At 72.2% G+C, this 16,073-nt stretch carries 13 protein-coding genes; 3 read left to right on the top strand and 10 right to left on the bottom strand.

Going from position 1 to position 16,073, the window contains the following annotated elements; all coding sequences use genetic code 11:
* Nucleotides 1-38 precede the first annotated feature (38 nt).
* A complete protein-coding gene (locus tag AOK01_RS38280) occupies nucleotides 39-758 on the top strand; it encodes a Type 1 glutamine amidotransferase-like domain-containing protein (protein ID WP_063792937.1) in 720 nt (239 codons plus the stop codon).
* A 23-nt stretch (nucleotides 759-781) separates the two neighbouring features.
* Here AOK01_RS38280 and AOK01_RS38285 read toward each other — a convergent pair whose 3' ends face one another.
* On the bottom strand, nucleotides 782-2,098 hold the full coding sequence (locus AOK01_RS38285; protein ID WP_055519987.1) for a VanZ family protein: 1,317 nt from the start codon (nucleotides 2,096-2,098) through the stop codon (nucleotides 782-784).
* Nucleotides 2,099-2,236: 138 nt separating this feature from the next.
* Entirely contained in the window at nucleotides 2,237-2,638 is a 402-nt protein-coding gene (locus tag AOK01_RS38290) for a hypothetical protein (protein WP_055519989.1), read from the bottom strand.
* 740 nt (nucleotides 2,639-3,378) lie between these two features.
* Here AOK01_RS38290 and AOK01_RS38295 point away from each other — a divergent pair.
* Complete coding sequence (locus AOK01_RS38295) at nucleotides 3,379-4,404, top strand: SGNH/GDSL hydrolase family protein (protein ID WP_245702595.1); 1,026 nt, start codon at nucleotides 3,379-3,381, stop codon at nucleotides 4,402-4,404.
* 191 nt (nucleotides 4,405-4,595) lie between these two features.
* Here the strand turns inward: AOK01_RS38295 and AOK01_RS38300 are convergent, their stop codons facing one another.
* Nucleotides 4,596-5,717 carry a MerR family transcriptional regulator gene (locus AOK01_RS38300; protein WP_055519994.1) on the bottom strand — a complete coding sequence of 374 codons (1,122 nt, stop codon included), beginning with the start codon at nucleotides 5,715-5,717 and terminating at the stop codon, nucleotides 4,596-4,598.
* 171 nt (nucleotides 5,718-5,888) lie between these two features.
* On the opposite strand from AOK01_RS38300, the gene AOK01_RS38305 reads away from it, so the two are divergent.
* Entirely contained in the window at nucleotides 5,889-6,812 is a 924-nt protein-coding gene (locus AOK01_RS38305) for an ATP-grasp domain-containing protein (protein ID WP_055519996.1), read from the top strand.
* Between the two features lie 15 nt (nucleotides 6,813-6,827).
* On the opposite strand, the gene AOK01_RS38310 is transcribed toward AOK01_RS38305, so the two are convergent.
* The 7 genes from AOK01_RS38310 to AOK01_RS38340 are packed head-to-tail and all read right to left on the bottom strand — an operon-like array spanning nucleotide 6,828 to nucleotide 16,063.
* Entirely contained in the window at nucleotides 6,828-7,439 is a 612-nt protein-coding gene (locus tag AOK01_RS38310; RefSeq protein ID WP_079104086.1) for a hypothetical protein, read from the bottom strand.
* Nucleotides 7,405-8,238 (bottom strand): FkbM family methyltransferase, encoded by an 834-nt coding sequence (locus tag AOK01_RS38315; RefSeq protein ID WP_055520000.1) that lies wholly within the window; start codon nucleotides 8,236-8,238, stop codon nucleotides 7,405-7,407. Before AOK01_RS38315 ends, AOK01_RS38310 begins: the two co-directional genes overlap by 35 nt.
* The gene (locus tag AOK01_RS38320; protein ID WP_055520003.1) at nucleotides 8,235-8,501 is read right to left on the bottom strand and encodes a Trm112 family protein; all 267 of its coding nucleotides are present in this window, start codon (nucleotides 8,499-8,501) and stop codon (nucleotides 8,235-8,237) included. The genes AOK01_RS38315 and AOK01_RS38320 overlap by 4 nt, the downstream gene beginning before the upstream one ends.
* Nucleotides 8,410-9,435: a hypothetical protein gene (locus AOK01_RS38325; RefSeq protein WP_245702596.1), complete on the bottom strand. Its 1,026-nt coding sequence runs from the start codon at nucleotides 9,433-9,435 to the stop codon at nucleotides 8,410-8,412. Before AOK01_RS38325 ends, AOK01_RS38320 begins: the two co-directional genes overlap by 92 nt.
* A gap of 3 nt (nucleotides 9,436-9,438) precedes the next feature.
* Nucleotides 9,439-10,194, bottom strand: coding sequence for a class I SAM-dependent methyltransferase (locus AOK01_RS38330; RefSeq protein WP_055520006.1), 756 nt, complete (start codon nucleotides 10,192-10,194; stop codon nucleotides 9,439-9,441).
* On the bottom strand, nucleotides 10,191-11,579 hold the full coding sequence (locus tag AOK01_RS38335) for a condensation domain-containing protein (protein WP_055520008.1): 1,389 nt from the start codon (nucleotides 11,577-11,579) through the stop codon (nucleotides 10,191-10,193). Before AOK01_RS38335 ends, AOK01_RS38330 begins: the two co-directional genes overlap by 4 nt.
* Nucleotides 11,576-16,063 (bottom strand): alpha-(1->3)-arabinofuranosyltransferase, encoded by a 4,488-nt coding sequence (locus AOK01_RS38340; RefSeq protein WP_055520011.1) that lies wholly within the window; start codon nucleotides 16,061-16,063, stop codon nucleotides 11,576-11,578. The genes AOK01_RS38335 and AOK01_RS38340 overlap by 4 nt, the downstream gene beginning before the upstream one ends.
* Nucleotides 16,064-16,073: the final 10 nt, after the last annotated feature.

Raw genomic sequence — 16,073 nt, forward strand, 5'->3', positions numbered from 1 at the left:
CGCCGACCCCGCCCTCGCCGTCCGGCAGGCCGCCCACCATCCTCGCCACCTCCGGCGGTCACCGGGCCGGGGGCGGCCGGACCATGCTGGAGTTCGACGCGCTGGTGCACCACGCGGTCGAACTGTCGGGCGCCCACGGCCGCCGCCCCCGCGTGATGTACGTCGGCACGGCCATCGGCGACGCCGAGCACTTCACGGCACGCATGACCGAGGCCGCCCGCGTGGCCGGGTTCGACCTCACCCCTCTGCGGCTCTTCCCGATGCCCAACCTCGACGACGTCGAAGGCACCGTCCTCGACCAGGACGTCGTCTGGGTCATGGGCGGCTCGGTGGCCAACCTCCTCGCGGTCTGGCGGGTGCACGGCCTCGACGGCATCTTCCGCGGGGCTTGGCGTTCGGGCGTGGTCCTCAGTGGTGTCAGCGCGGGTTCGATCTGCTGGTTCCAGGGCGGTACGACGGACTCGTTCGGCCCCGAACTCCGGCCCGTGACGGACGCGTTGGGCTTCCTCCCCTACGGCAACGGCGTCCACTACGACACCGACCCGGGACGCCGCCCGTTGGTCCACGACCTCGTGGCGAACGGCACCCTGCCCACCACCCACTGCACCGACGACGGAGTGGGCCTGGTCTACCGCGGCACGGAACTGGCCGAAGCCGTCACCGAGATCCCGGGCAAGGGCGCGTACATCGTGACCCGGGACGGCGACACGGCCACCGAGGAACGCCTGGAGCCGAGACAGTTGCGAAGGGCCGGCTGAGGGACCTACTGCCAAGGGACCCCCTAAGGACGTGCCAAGGCCCGCTCGTGGTCCGCGCCCGGGAGCGACTGCTTCTCGGTCCCGCTCTCGCTCTCGGTCCCGCTCTCGGTTTCGCTCTCGGTCCCGGCCGGTCCGTCCGGGCCCCCGCCTCGCCGGGCCGTGGCGTGCGGCAGTGCCTCGTTCCGCACTCCGGAGAGGATCTCGTGCAGACCGAGGCCCTCCGGGTGCCTGCGGACCGCCCGTACGCACCAGACGACGACGGCCAGGCCGGCGACCGGGGCGAGCAGCAGGGCGAGCCCGGTGGTCGGGTCGGCCGCCAGCGCGTAGGCCACCTCCCGATAGCCGACCCCGCCCGCGACCTCGATCAGGGTGGAGGGATCGGCGCCGGCGGCCGGCAGAGTCGCTCCCGCTATGAACCACACGCCGGCGAAGGGCAGACCGAGCACCGCCGCACGCACCGCGAGCGGACCGTGCCCCGGCCCGCCGCCGCTCCTCGTCACGAGCTTCACCAGCAGGACGTGCTTGCCCGGAGTCGCGCCGCTCCACCGCGGCACCAGCACGAACCACAGCAGCCAGACCGCGGGCGGGACCCACAGCACGGCGTCGGTCCCCAGACCGAGGAGGACGAGACCGCCGACGGCTCCGGTCAGCAGCGCGGCACCCGTCATGTCCAGCAGCAGGGCCAGCAGGCGCCGCCCGAAGGGGACCCGGTGGAGATCGAGCGCGCGGTCGTCCAGGGTGGCCAGGTCGGGCACCACGCGGGCCAGCGGGCCGGCCGCCGCCCAGCCGAGCGCCGCTCCCGCGGTGTTGACGATGAGATCGTCCACGCAGAAGAGACGGTACGGGCACGCGTACAGGCCCCACAGTCCCGTGTACTGGGTGAGCTCGAAGAGGAGCGATCCGGCGAATCCCGCCGCGGTGGCGGCCATCGGCCCCCTGCGGAAGTGGATCCGTACGAAGGCTCCCAGCGGGAGGAGCAGGAGGAGGTTGAACACGGTCTGCCAGACAGCGGAGTTCTCCAGCACCAGAGCGTTGAAGGTGACGCGGTGGTGCGCCTCCTTCCATATGTCCGCGAACGCGGTGCCCGGCATGAACTGGGGATCGGCGAAGGACGGGTACTTGGCGCAGACGTCCACCGACGGGGACGGAAGCGGCACGATCGTCAGGCACAGGGCGGTGAGGGCGTAGTACACGCCCGCGTAGAGCGAGAGCACGCGCCAGCGCGTCATGACACCGTGCCGCCGGTAGATGACGACCGCCGTCGGCACGAACATCAGGAGGGCGAGCCCCGGGAAGATCACGGAGGCCGTACGGATCGGCAGCAGGTATACGTCCGTCATGCGACGCCACTATACACAGCATGTATACATGCTGTGTATAGAGTTCGGGTCTACCGTGGGCCGGCGGCGCTCGGGCCGTAGCCGCCAGGAACGCGGGGCCCGGCAGTGCCGGGCCCCGCGTCGCACTGGCAGCGGCGTCTACTGGATGGTGAAGAAGAACGCGGCGTTCGTGAAGTCGCCGTCCTTGTTGAAGACGCTCACGTAGGCCGTATCCGGGTCGCTGTTGCAGACGCCCACCGGCTTGGTGAACACCCGCACGGACCCGCCCCTGGCCTCGTACCCGTTCAGGGTCCCGGTCGGGATGCTGCGGGCGAGGTCGATGTCCGGGTCGGAGATGTGGACGCAGTAGCGACCTGCGGACGGGTTGGTGACCTCGTCGACGTTCTTGGCGAGCAGTACATCGCCGTTGGCGGCTACCGATGCCGCGGCCTGCGCGTATGGAGCGATCGCCTTCGGGGGGTCGGCTGCGACGGCCGAGCCGGACCCGACCGCCAGCAGGGCGGCGGCGAGAACCGCCGTCGCGGAGAGGCGTTTGCGCATGTGTCCTCCTCGTAGCGCTGTCCGGCACTCGCCGGACAGGACGGGGGAATCCTGGACTCGATCCTCCCAACTCATGCCAAAAGGCCCCTATAAGAATGAGGCTCGCGAAAAGTGACATACCTTGACGCTTGCGCCTGGTAGGGGCTGAGGCGGACAAGGTCACAGAGCCGACCTCGCTGACCGCCATCGGTGTCGTTGGACGCCGCCGAAGGAGTGCGGCCGACCGATCAGGCCCTCATGGGTCGGTTTCGAGGCTGCGATCCATGGTGCGGCGATCCGCCAGTGGTTGTGATGAGGTTCCGGCGCCCCTCTCCGGCGCTCAGGGGCGAGGTGGCCTGTGGCCCGTCGCGGCGGAATTCCGGCCGGTTCGAGACACATGGCCGCGTCGGCTCCTGCACGTGTCCGCGATGGTCGTTCACGCGTGCGGCAGGAACGGCCGTGTGCCGAGTCCCGTCGCCCCGTCAGCAGGCGGGCCCGCTGTCCGGCTCGCACGGCGGTCGCACCGGTCCTCCCCGTTCGGGTTGTGATCGTTCTCGATATCGGCAGCCACTCGTCTTCGAAACTCCCGCTGAGCAGGTGAGATGAACCGGCGTGAAACGGCTGGCCAGGATCGCACGGTTGCGCTTCACCTCCACTGGATCATCACGGTCCGTCCATGGATGAATGCATGGCGTTACATCTTCTTCTCGGTTCCCTCTTCTCGTGGAACCCGACGAAAGGGCACAGCCATGTTTTCGGCCATGCGTAAGACGACGACCACTTCCAGGATGCGGCGGCTGGCCGTCGCGGCCGTCGCGCTCGGTGGCTGCCTGGCACTCGCCGTTCCGACAGGAACCGCCGGCGCGGCGCCCGCCGACCCGGTACCGACCGTGTTCTTCGGCGACTCCTACACCGCCAACTACGGCATCGCTCCCGTGAACAACCAGGACAACGAGAGGGGCTGGTGTTTCCAGGCCACGCAGAACTATCCCGCCGTCGCCACCCGAAGCCTGGCCGGCAAGGGCATCACCCTCGATGTCCAGTCGGACGTCTCCTGCGGAGGCGCGCTCGTCGAACACTTCTGGACCGAGCAGCAACTGCCCTTCGGCGCCGGGAGGGTCCCGGCGCAGCAGGACGCACTCAAGGAAGACACCAAGCTGGTCGTGGGCGGCATGGGCGGCAACACGCTGGGCTTCACCAGCATCCTCAAGCAGTGCTCCGACGAGCTCCGCAAGCACCCTCTGCTGCCCGGAGAGCCGGTGGACCCGGACCAGCCGGCCGGCGAGTGCCGGGACTTCTTCGCCTCCGACGACGGAAAGGCATGGCTGGACGACCGGCTCCAGCAGGTCGAATGGGACCTGGAGCAGCTGCTCCAGCGCGTGAGCTACTTCTCCCCGGGCGCCGAGCGTGTGCTGGTCGGCTACCCCAGGCTCGTACCCGAGGACACCACCAAGTGCCTGACCCCGGCCCCCGGCCAGACGGAACCGCCGTTCGCCGACACTCCCAAAGACGCGCTGCCGCTCCTGGACCAGATCCAGAAGCAGCTGGACGACGTCATGAAGAAGGCCGCCGCGGATGACGGTGCCGACTTCGTGGACCTCTACGACCGCACCGGGAACAACACGGCGTGCGACGGCGCCGACCGGGGCATCGGCGGCCTGCTGGAGACCTCCAAGCTCGACATCTTCGGCCAGCCGCTCCCGTGGTACGCACACCCCAACGAGAAGGGCCGTGACATCCAGGCCAAGCACGTGACCACCAAGATCGAAGAAGTCCTCAACCGCTGACCCGCGACACAGCCGCTTTCCCCGCATGAACGAAGCCCCAGGCCCCGCCCCCATCGGCCTGGGGCTTCGTGGACGGTGCGTCGTTGCCGGAATGCGCTGCCGTCGGCTGTGACCGCAAGGCCCAGCGTTTCCAGCGACTGCGCACCCTCCGATACGCATTGCAGTACGAGTTCACGGGCGAATGAACGACTCTAGCGGGCCGTGGTACTCACCACGTCCGCCACCACGCAGCTCACGTTGTCCGGGCCGCCGGAGGCGTTCGCTCCCGCGACCAGGGTTCGTACCGCCTCGGCCGGTTCGGGGGCCGTCGTCAGTGTCTCCTTGAGGGTGTCCTCGGAGACGACCGCCGACAGCCCGTCCGAGCACAGCAGATAGCGGTCGCCGGCGCGGGCGTCGTGCAGACGCACGTCCGGGGCCGGGGCGGGGGCCGGAGGCGAGGCGGGCCGGCCGCCCGTCAGCGCCTTCAGGAGCAGAGCCCGCTGCGGATGGACCGTGGCCTCCTCCGGGGTCAGGCGGCCCTCGTCGAGCATCGACTGGACCACCGTGTGGTCGTGGGTGATCCGGAAGAGGCCGCCGTCGCGCAGCAGATAGGCGCGGGAGTCGCCGATGTGGACCAGGGCCAGCTGGGAGCCGGTCCACACCATCGCCGTGAGGGTGGTGCCGACCTCGTCCGTCGGCCCCGCCACCTCCCGGACCGCCTCCGTGGCCCCCTGGACCGCGTCCTCCAGCAGGTTGAGGACGCTCCCGGCGGGGAGCGGTTCGTCGTCGAGAAACTTGAAGGCCTCTACCGCGGCCCCGCTCGCGGGCGCGCCCCCGGAACCGAAGCCGTCCGCGACGGCCAGGACGCGAGCCCCCGCATACGCCGTGTCCTGGTTGGCGGGGCGGACGCGGCCGGTGTCGGAGAGGGTGGCACAGCGCAGTTCCAGCATGGTGGTCTCCTTGCTCGGATCACTTGAAGTGCTTGAATCGCTCTGACAAGGCCCCGCGAGGGGTCTTGTGAGGTGGTCGACGAGGAAGGACGCCAGGTCGCGGCGGGATGCCGTCTCCGCCTCGACCCGTGACCAGAACGCGCGGATCTCCCGCGCCGCGTCCGCCGGTCCGAGCGCGCGGACCTCACGGATCTCGGCCAGCGGCATACCGAGCCGGCGCAGCCACGCCACCAGGCGCGCCTGCTCCAGCTGCTCGGGCGCGTAGTAGCGGTAGCCCGTCTCCGAGTCCACCCGCGCGGGACGCAGCAGCTCCAGCTCGTCGTACAGCCGAAGCGCCTTCGGCGACAGCCGGCAGGCCTTCGAGAAAGCCCCGATCGTCATCATCTCCCTGTGCGCCCCTTCCTTGTGCCCTTCCTCGTCCTGCCACCGATGCTGTGGCCTCACCGAAGGGGAAGGTCAAGCGGCCCGTACCGGTTCCCGGGGCGGTTGTTAGCCTGCGAGCGGTACGAACCGGTACCAGCGGAGTCGAGCCGACACACCCATGAGGAGCCCGCCGTGACACGCAGCACGCCCCGCGTCGCACTGGTCACCTGCCAGGAGATACGGGAGTCGGGGTACGACCGTGACCTGCCCGTTCTCGCGGACGCGGTGCGGAAGGCGAAGGCGGGGGGCGCGGGGGCGGACGTCGCCGTCGTCTCCTGGGACGATCCCGACGTCGAGTGGGGCGGCTTCGACCTCGCCCTGATCCGCTCCACCTGGGACTACAGCTGGCGGCCCGCCGAGTTCCTGGCGTGGGCCGACCGGTGCGGGGCCGCCACGGCTCTGGCCAACCCGCCGGAGGTCGTGCGGTGGAACGCCGACAAGCGGTACCTGGGCGACCTGGCCGCCGCCGGCGTGCCCGTCGTCGACACCCGCTACCTCGCCCCGGGCGACCCGGCGGACCCGGCGGGGCTGCCCACCGACCGCGAGTTCGTCGTCAAGCCGACCTCCGGAGCCGGAGCCCGGTACGCGGCCCGCTACACGCCCGAGGAGCACGGGACCGCCGTACGGCACCTGGAGCGGATGCACGCCGAAGGGCTGACCGCGATGGTGCAGCCGTACGTACGGAGCATCGACACGGCGGGCGAACGGGCCCTGGTGTTCTTCGGCGGGCGTTTCCTGCACGCCATCCGCAAGGGTGCCGTCCTCGAACCCGGCACCGCGTTCGACGACGACAAGGTGCCGCACCCGAACCTGCGGACCTGGCAGCCGAGCCCCGCCGAACTCGCCGTCGCCGAGCGGGCGCTGGCCGCCGTGCCCGGCGCCCCGGAGCTGCTCTACGCCCGCGTGGACCTGGTGGACGGCGACGACGGGACACCCCGCGTCATGGAACTGGAACTCGTCGAGCCCAACCTCTTCCTCTTCCTGCACGAGGCCTCCGTACCGGTCGTCGCCGAGGCCGTCGTCGCCGAGGCGGCCGGCAGGGCCGCCCTCCGGTGACGGGTCGGTCCCGGATCACGGACCGGTGACCGCCACCCGCTGAAGCAGTCCCCAGGTGAACTCCGCCGCACAGTCCCGCCGTACGCCCGAGCCGTCCGGCGCCGTGAACGCCAGCCCCCACCGCGTCGGCGCCGACCCCTCCAGCGGCCGGGCCGGTGCGAAGGCGCGGGCGGCCTCGTCGACCGTGCAGGACCAGGGCGTCAGGTCGTCCAGTGCGCGCAGCTCGGGGGAGGGGGCGCCCGGGGCACGGACCAGCCACTCGTTCCAGGCCACGCCGCCCGGGGCCACCAGCACCTCGAAGCGGAGGTCCGGCCAGAGAGGGACCGGCCACAGGAACGCCTCGCAGGACAGGTCGCCGATCCGCCGGAGTGTCACCGACTCGGGCTCGCCCAGGATTGAGCGGTAGCGCGCCACCGAACCCCGGCTTCGGGGCGCGTGCCGCATCGCCTGCCAACGGCGGTTGGCCTCGCGCATCTCCGCGATCGAGGCGCCCAGCGCGTGGCGGGCGTCCTCCACGAGGTCCGCGTTGTGGTCGGCCATGCGGCGCAGCAGGACGAGCTGGAAGTCGAGCGGGGTGAACGGCGTGAGCGGGCTAGCCGGTCGCTTGGCGGGAGGCATGCGTCCCATCGTGTCGTACGTGCCGTGCGCGCCGCTCGCCCGGGCGCCGGCCGTCCGGGAGGAAGAGCACCGAGTTCACGTACCGGACGTACCCCCGGCCCCGGAACGGCAGCACTCTGCGCAGCAGGCCGTGGGCGACCACGTGCGCGGTGCGTGCCTGGTGGGCCTCCAGGTCGAAGGAGGACAGCGGCAGCCAGGTGTCGCCGGGCAGCACCCAGCCCGCGTAACCCCGATCGGCGAGGTGGGAGACGACCGTGTCGACGGGCTGGATACGGGCCTCCAGCTCGATGAACAGGGCCGGGCGGTCCCGGGTGAGGAGGTTGCTCGCGCCGCGCAGCACCGCGAGTTCGCCACCGTCCACGTCGATCTTGATGAAGCCGACGTCGCGGAGGTTAAGGCTGTCCAGGGTGAGGCAGGGGACGTCCAGGGCGCGGGCGTGGATGTCCCGCCGGACGAGGGACGAGACACCCCGGTCGCCCTGATCGCCGGGCGGCAGCCAGAGGCGTGCCGTGCCGGCCCTGTCGCTCGCGGCGGCGCGGACGACCCGGACGTTCCCGGGGGTCACGGTGGTGAGCAGCCGGGCCAGGTGCGGGACCGGCTCGACCGTCACCACGCGGTGTGCTTGGTTCGCGAGACGGCGGGTCCAGGGGCCGTACCAGCCACCCACGTCCACGGCGGTGCCGCAGCCGCGCGGGCAGAGGTCGCCGAGCCGGGCCAGTTCGGGCTCGAAGCGCGGATAGACGGACCTGGCGGCAGCGGCGACCAGCCGCACCGGCACGTAGGGGACCAGACGGGCTGCCAGGGTCATGGGGTCATCGTCCCCGGGAGCGGGGCGGAGCCCGCGGAACCTCCGCTGATGCGTCGCAGCAGCTGTTCGTGCTCCTCGTCCGTCACCTGTTCGCCGGAGGACGGGAGGAGTTGCGGGATGCCGTCCACGATCGGGTAGCGGCGGCGCAGACGCGGGTTGTAGAGAGCGTCCTCAGTGCCCTCCGGCTCCTTTTCCAGGAGATGCAGCGGCCCCTTGTCCAGCGGGCACGCCAGAATCCTCAGCAGCGGGTCGTCGGGGTTCATGATTACTCGTCAACTCCCTTGGAACGGGGGGTGATGGGTGCGATGGGCGCGGTGGGTCGTGCTTGGGCATCACCAGCAGTACGGAGACCGCCAGCGCCGTACCGCCGATCCGCAGTGACAGGCGCAACGGGTCCTCGGGCAGCGTCTCGCCGAACGCCAGCGTGCCGAGCACCGCCGTGAACAGGCAGGTCACCGTCGTGCAGACCGGCACGATCAGCGAGGCCCGGCAGCGCTGCAACGCCGCCTGCGACATGACCAGGCCGAACGCCCCGGTGAAGAGCAGGAGATACGGGTACGGGGAGCGCAGCAGACCGAGCGCCGCGCCGCCGAACCCGCTCGCTCCGAGGACGCCGAGGTGGCTCGACACCCCCTTGATGGCCAGCGAACTCACCCCGTACAGCAGGCCCACCGCCACGCCGTACTCGACGCCCGTCGTCGGCATGCGGTGCCGGTGGCGGGCGCGGCGCTCGGCGGACCCGTACAGCCAGACGCCCAGCGCGAGCGACGGTACGCAGAGCAGCAGGATCAGCGGGGCGGGGGCGCCGCGGCTGACCGTGTCGGAGCCCTCCTTCAGGGAGAGCACCACCATGAGGAGCGCGAGGAGGATCGCACCGAGCGCGTACCGCTCGCGGCCCGAGGTCTCCTCGCCGAGCAGCACCGAGGAGAGCAGTACGAGGATGACGAGGCCGGAGACGAAAATGCCCTGCGCGGCGGCGATCGGCAGGGTGCGGTAGACGACGAGCTGCGCGCCGAAGCCCGACGCCAGGGCGAGGGACCCGCCGATCCACAGCGGACTGCCGAGAACCAGCCGCAGGAGCCGGGTCGGCCGGCGGACGCTCACCTCGGGCAGCGCCGCCAACGCCCGCTTCTCCAGGACGAATCCGGCGCTGTAGAGCAGGTTCGCCAGCAGGGCCGCGGCCACTCCCCACCACACGGGCTACGTCCTTCGCGCGTGCAGCAGCAGGATCGAGGCCAGTGACGGGGCACGGCACGCCAGCCGGTCCAGCGGGCGCAACGGCCTCGGTACGCCGTGGAAGGGCGCACCCCGTAGCCGTACGACCTCGAAGCCCGACGCGGTCACGAACTCCCGCAGCGCGCGGGCCGTGCAGAGCCGCAGATGCCCCACCACCTCCGAGCCGGGGCGGCCGTGGATCGCGCGCAGGCTCACCTCCGAGAAGACGGGCTGGACACCGGCGAGGAGCAGTGCGCGGTTGTACCAGGCGGCCAGGTTCGGTGTGGAGAGCATGAGATGACCTCCCGGGCGCAGAATCCGGTGGATCTCGTCGAGCGCCGCGTCCGGGTCGACGAGGTGCTCCACGACCTCGCTGAACAGGACGGCGTCGGCACAGGCTGCCCTGAACGGCAGCCCGCCGTCGGTGAGTTCGCCGCGCACCGCGTACGGGAGTCGGGTGTGGGCGCGTCTGAGGGCGTCCTGGGACCAGTCGACGCCGACGACGTGGTGGCCGGCGAGGAGCGGTGCGGCCGTCGCGGCGGCGGTGCCGTCGCCGCAGCCGATGTCGATGACCGTGCGCGGGCCGGACGCGGCCGGGCCCAGCGCGGCGGCGAGCATCCGGGCCTGGCGCAGGCTGCGGGGCGTGCCGGAGGCGACCGGGACGGCCGGGTCCTCGTAGAAGTCCCGTAGTCCGTGGTCCCGGGGTCCGTGCGGAGTTCCGCGAGGTGGGGCCGTGGTCATGGGGCGCTCCCCGTCGTCTGTTCCGTCGCGTGGAGGTAGTGCTCGAAGAGGTCGCGGAGGTGGTGCCCGTCGCCGTGGCTCAGCAGGGCGCGGGACCAGCGGAGCGCCACGTGCAGGCGGCCCGCCGTGGAGGCCGTCGTCACCGTCAGGCCGCGCGGCATACGGGCGGGCGCCGAGAACCAGACGGCGCCCGCCCGCCCGGCCTCCTCGCCGAAGTCGAGGGCGTACGGGACGCGGCCGATGTTGCTCAGCAGCGTGGTCGACGTCCAGGGCCCGGCGGCCTTCCGCAGCCCTCTGGTGAACGCGGCCCGCCAGGCGACGGGGACCACCGGAGCCGTCAACAGCGCAGCGCCGTGGCCGAGTTGGGGTCGCGGCTGGGCCTTGAGGGCGCGGGTGCGGTCCGCCGTACGGCGCAGCAGCGCGGCCATGTCCGAGGCGTCCAGCTCCTCGGGGGCGAACGGCACCTCGACCAGCCGGGTGCCGTTGCCGATCGGCATGTCCGCGGCGCGCGAGCGGTCGTCCACCGGCATCGTGATGCGCAGCGGACGCGGACGGGCCCCGTGCTCCCGGTTCCAGTGCGTGAGCATCAGGGCGGTGGCGGCCATGAGCTGGTCGTTCACGGTGTACGGGGAGCCCTTGGGCCGGCGCGGGACGCTCAGCTCGGTGACGAGCATGCCGTTGCCGTGGGGCAGGGGAGGCTCGGGAGTCCCCCGCGCCACCCGGGCCGGCGGCGCCCAGGCGGAGGCCCAGGTGGAGGGGGTGTCGGGCGCGCGCGGCGTCTCGGCGGTCGTCGTGCGGGTCGGCGGCGCCGCCGGGGAGTTGTCCCGGCCGCCGTACAGCTCCGCCGCGGTCGCCAGGACCCGCAGGCAGGCCGGGCCGTCGAGGGCGGTGTGGTTGATGGTGAGGAACAGGACCGTGCTCTCCGAGCTCTCCGAACCGCCGGTCCTGCCGATGCCCTCAGTGCTGTCGGTCTCCGGCACGCGGACCACCTCCAGCCGGATCGGTGGTGAGGCCGAGAGCGGCGGGGCGTCGCGCAACGCCCGGTCCCTGGCGTGCTTCAGCGCGTCCCGGTCCGGCGCCGGGAAGAGGACGGCCTCCACATCGGCTTCGGGGGTGAGTTCCCACTCGTACCGTCGCCCGTACCAGGGGCGCGCCGCCTCGCGCATCAGGATGCGGGGATGGCGGTGCAGGGCCCCGGCGAAGGCGCTGCGCAGGCGATCCGGGTCGAGGCGGCCCGGGAGGTGGACCTCGATGTGGACGGTCTCCGGCTCCTCCTCCTGGAGGCAGTGGCGGGCGACCTCGTCCACCACGGGGAACGGGACGCGGGCGGGCGGCTCCACGGGCCCGCCCGTACCGTCACGGGCCGGATGGTCCAGCGTGGTCATGTGGGTTCACCCTCCCCGGTGTCCTGCGTGCGCCCCGTGTGCCCTGTGTTCCCCGGTCCGCGGGCCGACAGCGTCGGGCCGGACTCGGTCCGCGGCGGCTCCGTCGGCGCGAAGGGCGGTGGCGGCGCACCAGGCGCACCCGGCGCCCCCGGGGCCGCGGACGCGGCGGTCGCCCCGGGGCCCGCGTTCCCGCCCCGCCGCCGCTGCGGCAGGGGCTGCGTCGGAGCCTCGTGCCCCGGCAGCGGAGGTAGCGGCGGCAGAACTCTCGTGTCCGGCAGACGGGTGTCCTGGCCTCCGCCGCCCTGGCCTCCGCCACCCCGGCCGCCATCGCCCCGGCCTCCACGCCCCCGGGTGCCGTACGACGCCTCGCCGACCGACACCAGCCCCGCGAACAGGCCGATCAACGCAAGCAGTTGGGCCGTACGCCCGAACGCTCCGGCACCCTCGGGGACGGGCTCCCCGGCCCCCGTCGCGGCGGCGATCCCGGCCCCCGCGAGCGCGAGGAACGCGAGGGGCACCAGCAATGCGTGCCGTCGTCTGGCGAGCAGCGCCAGCACCGGCACCAGCAGCGCGAGGAACCCGGCGATCGCGATCCCGACGAGGGTGAGCGCGACCGTGCCCAGGATCAGTCCGGGCGGAGGCGGCACCGACGAGGGCGCGTCGGGGGCGGACGCGTTCGGGTCGGACACGTCCGGGTTGGGTGAGCGCCGCCGGAAGAGGACCAGGCCCGCGAGTACGAGCACCCCGATCCCGCCGCCGATCAGCCCGGCCTCGTACACCGTGGACGGCTCGTACGAGAGCTTCACCGTGCCGCCCTCGCCCGCCGGTATCCGCCAGCCCTGCTGCCAGCCGTCGAGGCGTACCGGGTTGAGTTCGCGGCCGTTGAGCGTGGCCTTCCAGCCGTCGTTGAAGTTCTCGTACGTCGTCAGGTACGAGGCCGCGCCCGAGCCGACGGTCACCTCGCGGCGGTCGCCGAGCCAGTCCCGTATGCCCAGTTCGCGGTCGACCGCGGTGGGCGTGGTGACCGTGCCGCGGGTCAGGGTCACATCGGTGACGGCCAGTGGTCCTGCGTCGCCCGCCTCGACCCGGTGGGCGCCCGAGTCGAGTGACAGTTCGGCGTCCGCGCGCCCCTCCTGGCAGAGCGTGAGCTCGATCGGGCGCCGTTCCACGAGGTCGCCCACCGTGCCCTTGGCGCTCGTCTCGTACAGCTCGTCGTCGACGGCGAGGGTCGGGCCCTTGCCGCAGGGCAGGTCGAAGGTGCGGGAGGAGAGGGCCTTCGGGGTGCGGTAGCGGTCGTCCAGGGCGGGGATGTACGCCTCGGTCAGGCCGACCGGCAGTTGCAGGTCCTCGTCGGCGAGCGGGTTGTGGACCGTCATCGGGGCCGTCTCGGTGACGGTGATGTCGAGCCGGTCCGTGGTGATCGGGTCGAAGCGGACGGCGCCGTTCTCGTCGACGCCGGCGATCGTCGAACCGGTCGGGGAGCTGATGTTCACCTCGGTCGGCCGGGTGGAGAGGCCGCCGGCCGGGGCGAGGACGATCTCGCCCACCTCCTGCTCGTCCGGCCAGCGCAGGTGGATGGTCGGGTCGTCCCCGGCGATCCACGCGGTGGTCAGGTCGCCGTCTGTGAGGTTGCGCGGCGACAGACCGGTGCCGAGCCGGGCCGTCGAGCCGGCCGTGGCGGTGATCCGGTCGCGCTGCTCGGGCGCGACGTCGTACAGCAGCGCGTCGAGCGCGTCACCCGGTACGGGGACCGCGCTCGCCTTCACCGCGTACGTGCCCGAGGCCGGGGAGGTCCAGCGGCGGTGCAGCCCGGCCTCCGTGCCCGTCGGAGAGAAGCCGCCCGGGTCGGACGCCCGGTGCAGGGAGATCGTCTCGGCGGTCGCGTCGGCGTTCTCAGCGTTCCCGGCGTCCGTCGGGAGCCGCAGCATGCGGGTCACCTGGACGTCCGGGACGCTGATCTCGGAGAAGCCCGCGCCGGACAGGCCCACATGCCGGGCCACAGAGTCGACCACCGTGACCTTCAGCCAACTTGACGGGCCCTCAGGGGACTTGATGCGCTGCCGGGAGCCGTCGGCGCGGAGCGTGCTCGTCTGCGAGCCGCGCTCCGTCTCCACGCGCACCCGGGTCGGCGCCGAGCGCACACTGTCCTGCGGCAGCGGCGTGACCCGGATCGACGACGGGATCTCCGTCTCGTCCGTGAAGCCGATCCGCAGCCACTGCCCGTCCGCCGAGCCCGCCGCGCCCTCGGCCCACGCCGTGTCCGGGTTGCCGTCGAAGGCGTTGACCGGGTCGTACTGCGGGAGATGGAACAGCCAGTTGCCGCTCGACGACGCGGTCACCGAGTGCGCCCCGCGCAGCTCGGCCACCGTCTGGTGCCGTATCCCGTCCGTCGGCAGGATCTGGTGCGGCTTCTGACCGGCGTCCTGGAAGCTGCCGGAATGATTGCGTTCGTCACGGGTGTACGTGTACGAGGTGTTGGCGTTGACCAGGCCGAACCGGGTGTCGGCGCGCCGCAGCCCGTCACCCACCACCTGGAGTGCGGGGGAGCCGAGACCGGGATGGTTGTCGCCGGTCAGTACGGTCGCCCGGTCCCGCAGCGTCGGGTCCGCGGCCAGCGGCAGCAGCGCCTCGGGCCCGCCCGACACCACGGCCGTGTCGGCGACGGCCTTCAGCCCGGCCTGGCCGGGGCGTGGCACGTCGGCGGCCGGCTCGTAGATCTCGACGGCCCGCTGCCGCGGATACAGGCCCTCTATCTGGATGGGGGTGTTCTCCGCGATGCGCCCGCCCGTCATCAGCGGGCCGAAGCCGGTCGTGCGCCGGTAGCCCGACTCCTCCAGGGTCCGCTTCACGGTCGTGGTCGGTACGTAGCCGAGCTGGTCCGGGTCGAGATCGTTGCGCACGACGACGTAGTGGACGCCGGCCCGGCTCAAGTAGTCGGCCAGGCCCGGGACTTCGCCGCCCGTCAGCAGGGATTGCTCGACCGCGTCCATCGTGCGCCGGTTGCCCGGGGTGCCGAACGGTACGTAGTCCCGCTGGGCCCAGCGGGAGTCGGCGAGCACGTCGAGGGGCTGGTCGATGGGAGAGCCCCAGGTGTAGATGCCGTGCGCGGTGGCGGGCACCACGAGGGCGCGGGAGTCCGGCGAGTACTTCTCCAGCCAGTCCGCCGTGGTCCCCCAGTACTTCGGCAGCTCCTGGAACGAACCCGGCGCCAGGATCGATCCGTTGAGGTACGGCCAGGCGAGGCCGGGCAGTACGAGGACCGCCGCGACAAGTGGCGCGTACCGGCGTCCGCGTACCGGACGGGCGCCCCGGGTCCGGGCGGCGACGCCGACCAGGTGCGTCAGCCCGAGGACCAGCGCGAGCGCGAGCCCCGTCTGGAATTTGTAGATGTTGCGGAAGGGGACGAGGCCGCCGTTCAGCCAGTCCTGGACCACCCCGTGGAAGGGCGCGCCGAACGAACCGCCGTAGCCGGCCAGGGTGATGAGCGCGACCGACAGCACGGTCAGCACCAGCCACCGCCGCTCGGGCAGGTCCCGCCGGGCCAGCCCGGCCAGGCCGAGCCCGGCCGCGAGGGCCGAGGAGATGATGACGACGGCCGAGGCCGCCACGGTCCAGCCCGCGGGCAGCCAGGCCTCGCCGAAGTGCAGATACGCGACCCAGTTCCCGGCGCCGCGCAGCGCCTCCGTCGCCGACATGGTGTCCGTGGTCGTCTGGGAACTCTCCACGTACGGAAGGAAGTTCTCGCCGTAGATGCCAAGGACCAGCAGCGGCACGACCCACCAGGCCGTCGCCAGGAGCACGCCCGGCACCCACCAGGTGATCAGCTTGCGTCGGCGTGGGCCGCGCGGGCGCGACAGGAGGTAGAGACCGACCGGCAGCAGGGAAGCCAGGGTCGAGGCCGCGTTGACGCCGCCCATGAAGGGGATGACCAGCGCCGAGCGCATGGCGGCGACCCGGGCGCTGTAGCGGTCGTCCGTCAGCGGCAGCAGCACCCACGGCAGGAAGGCACCGGGCAGCGCGGCGGCCGAGGTCGAGCCGACGACGACGGTGAACACCGGCCACAGCGCGTACACCACCGCGCCGAGGAGCCGGGACGCGGAACTGCCGACGTCCAGCCGCTCCGCGAGCCGCAGCGCGCCCCAGAAGGCGACCGCGACGATGAGCGACATCCACAGCCGCTCGGCCAGCCACACCGGCAGGCTGATCAGATCCGTCAGCCAGTAGTAGGGCAGCATCGGGAAGGCGTAGCCGACGTACTGGTCCGCGATGCCGCCGAAGCCGCCCTGGTCGTGCCACAACTGGCCCAGGTCGGACACGAATTGGCGGGGGGCGAGCGCGACACCGAGCTTCGTGTCGAAGGTCTGCCGGCCCGGGTCCACCGCCAGGAACAGCACGAGGACCACGGCCCAGAACCCCAGCAGCCACCTCCTCGACCGGGGGCCCTGCGGAGGGCCGGGGTCCGGGGCGAGGCGTCTCTTATACACATCTTACGCT

It is taken from the genome of Streptomyces aurantiacus (assembly GCF_001418335.1).
Lineage (GTDB): Bacteria > Actinomycetota > Actinomycetes > Streptomycetales > Streptomycetaceae > Streptomyces > Streptomyces aurantiacus.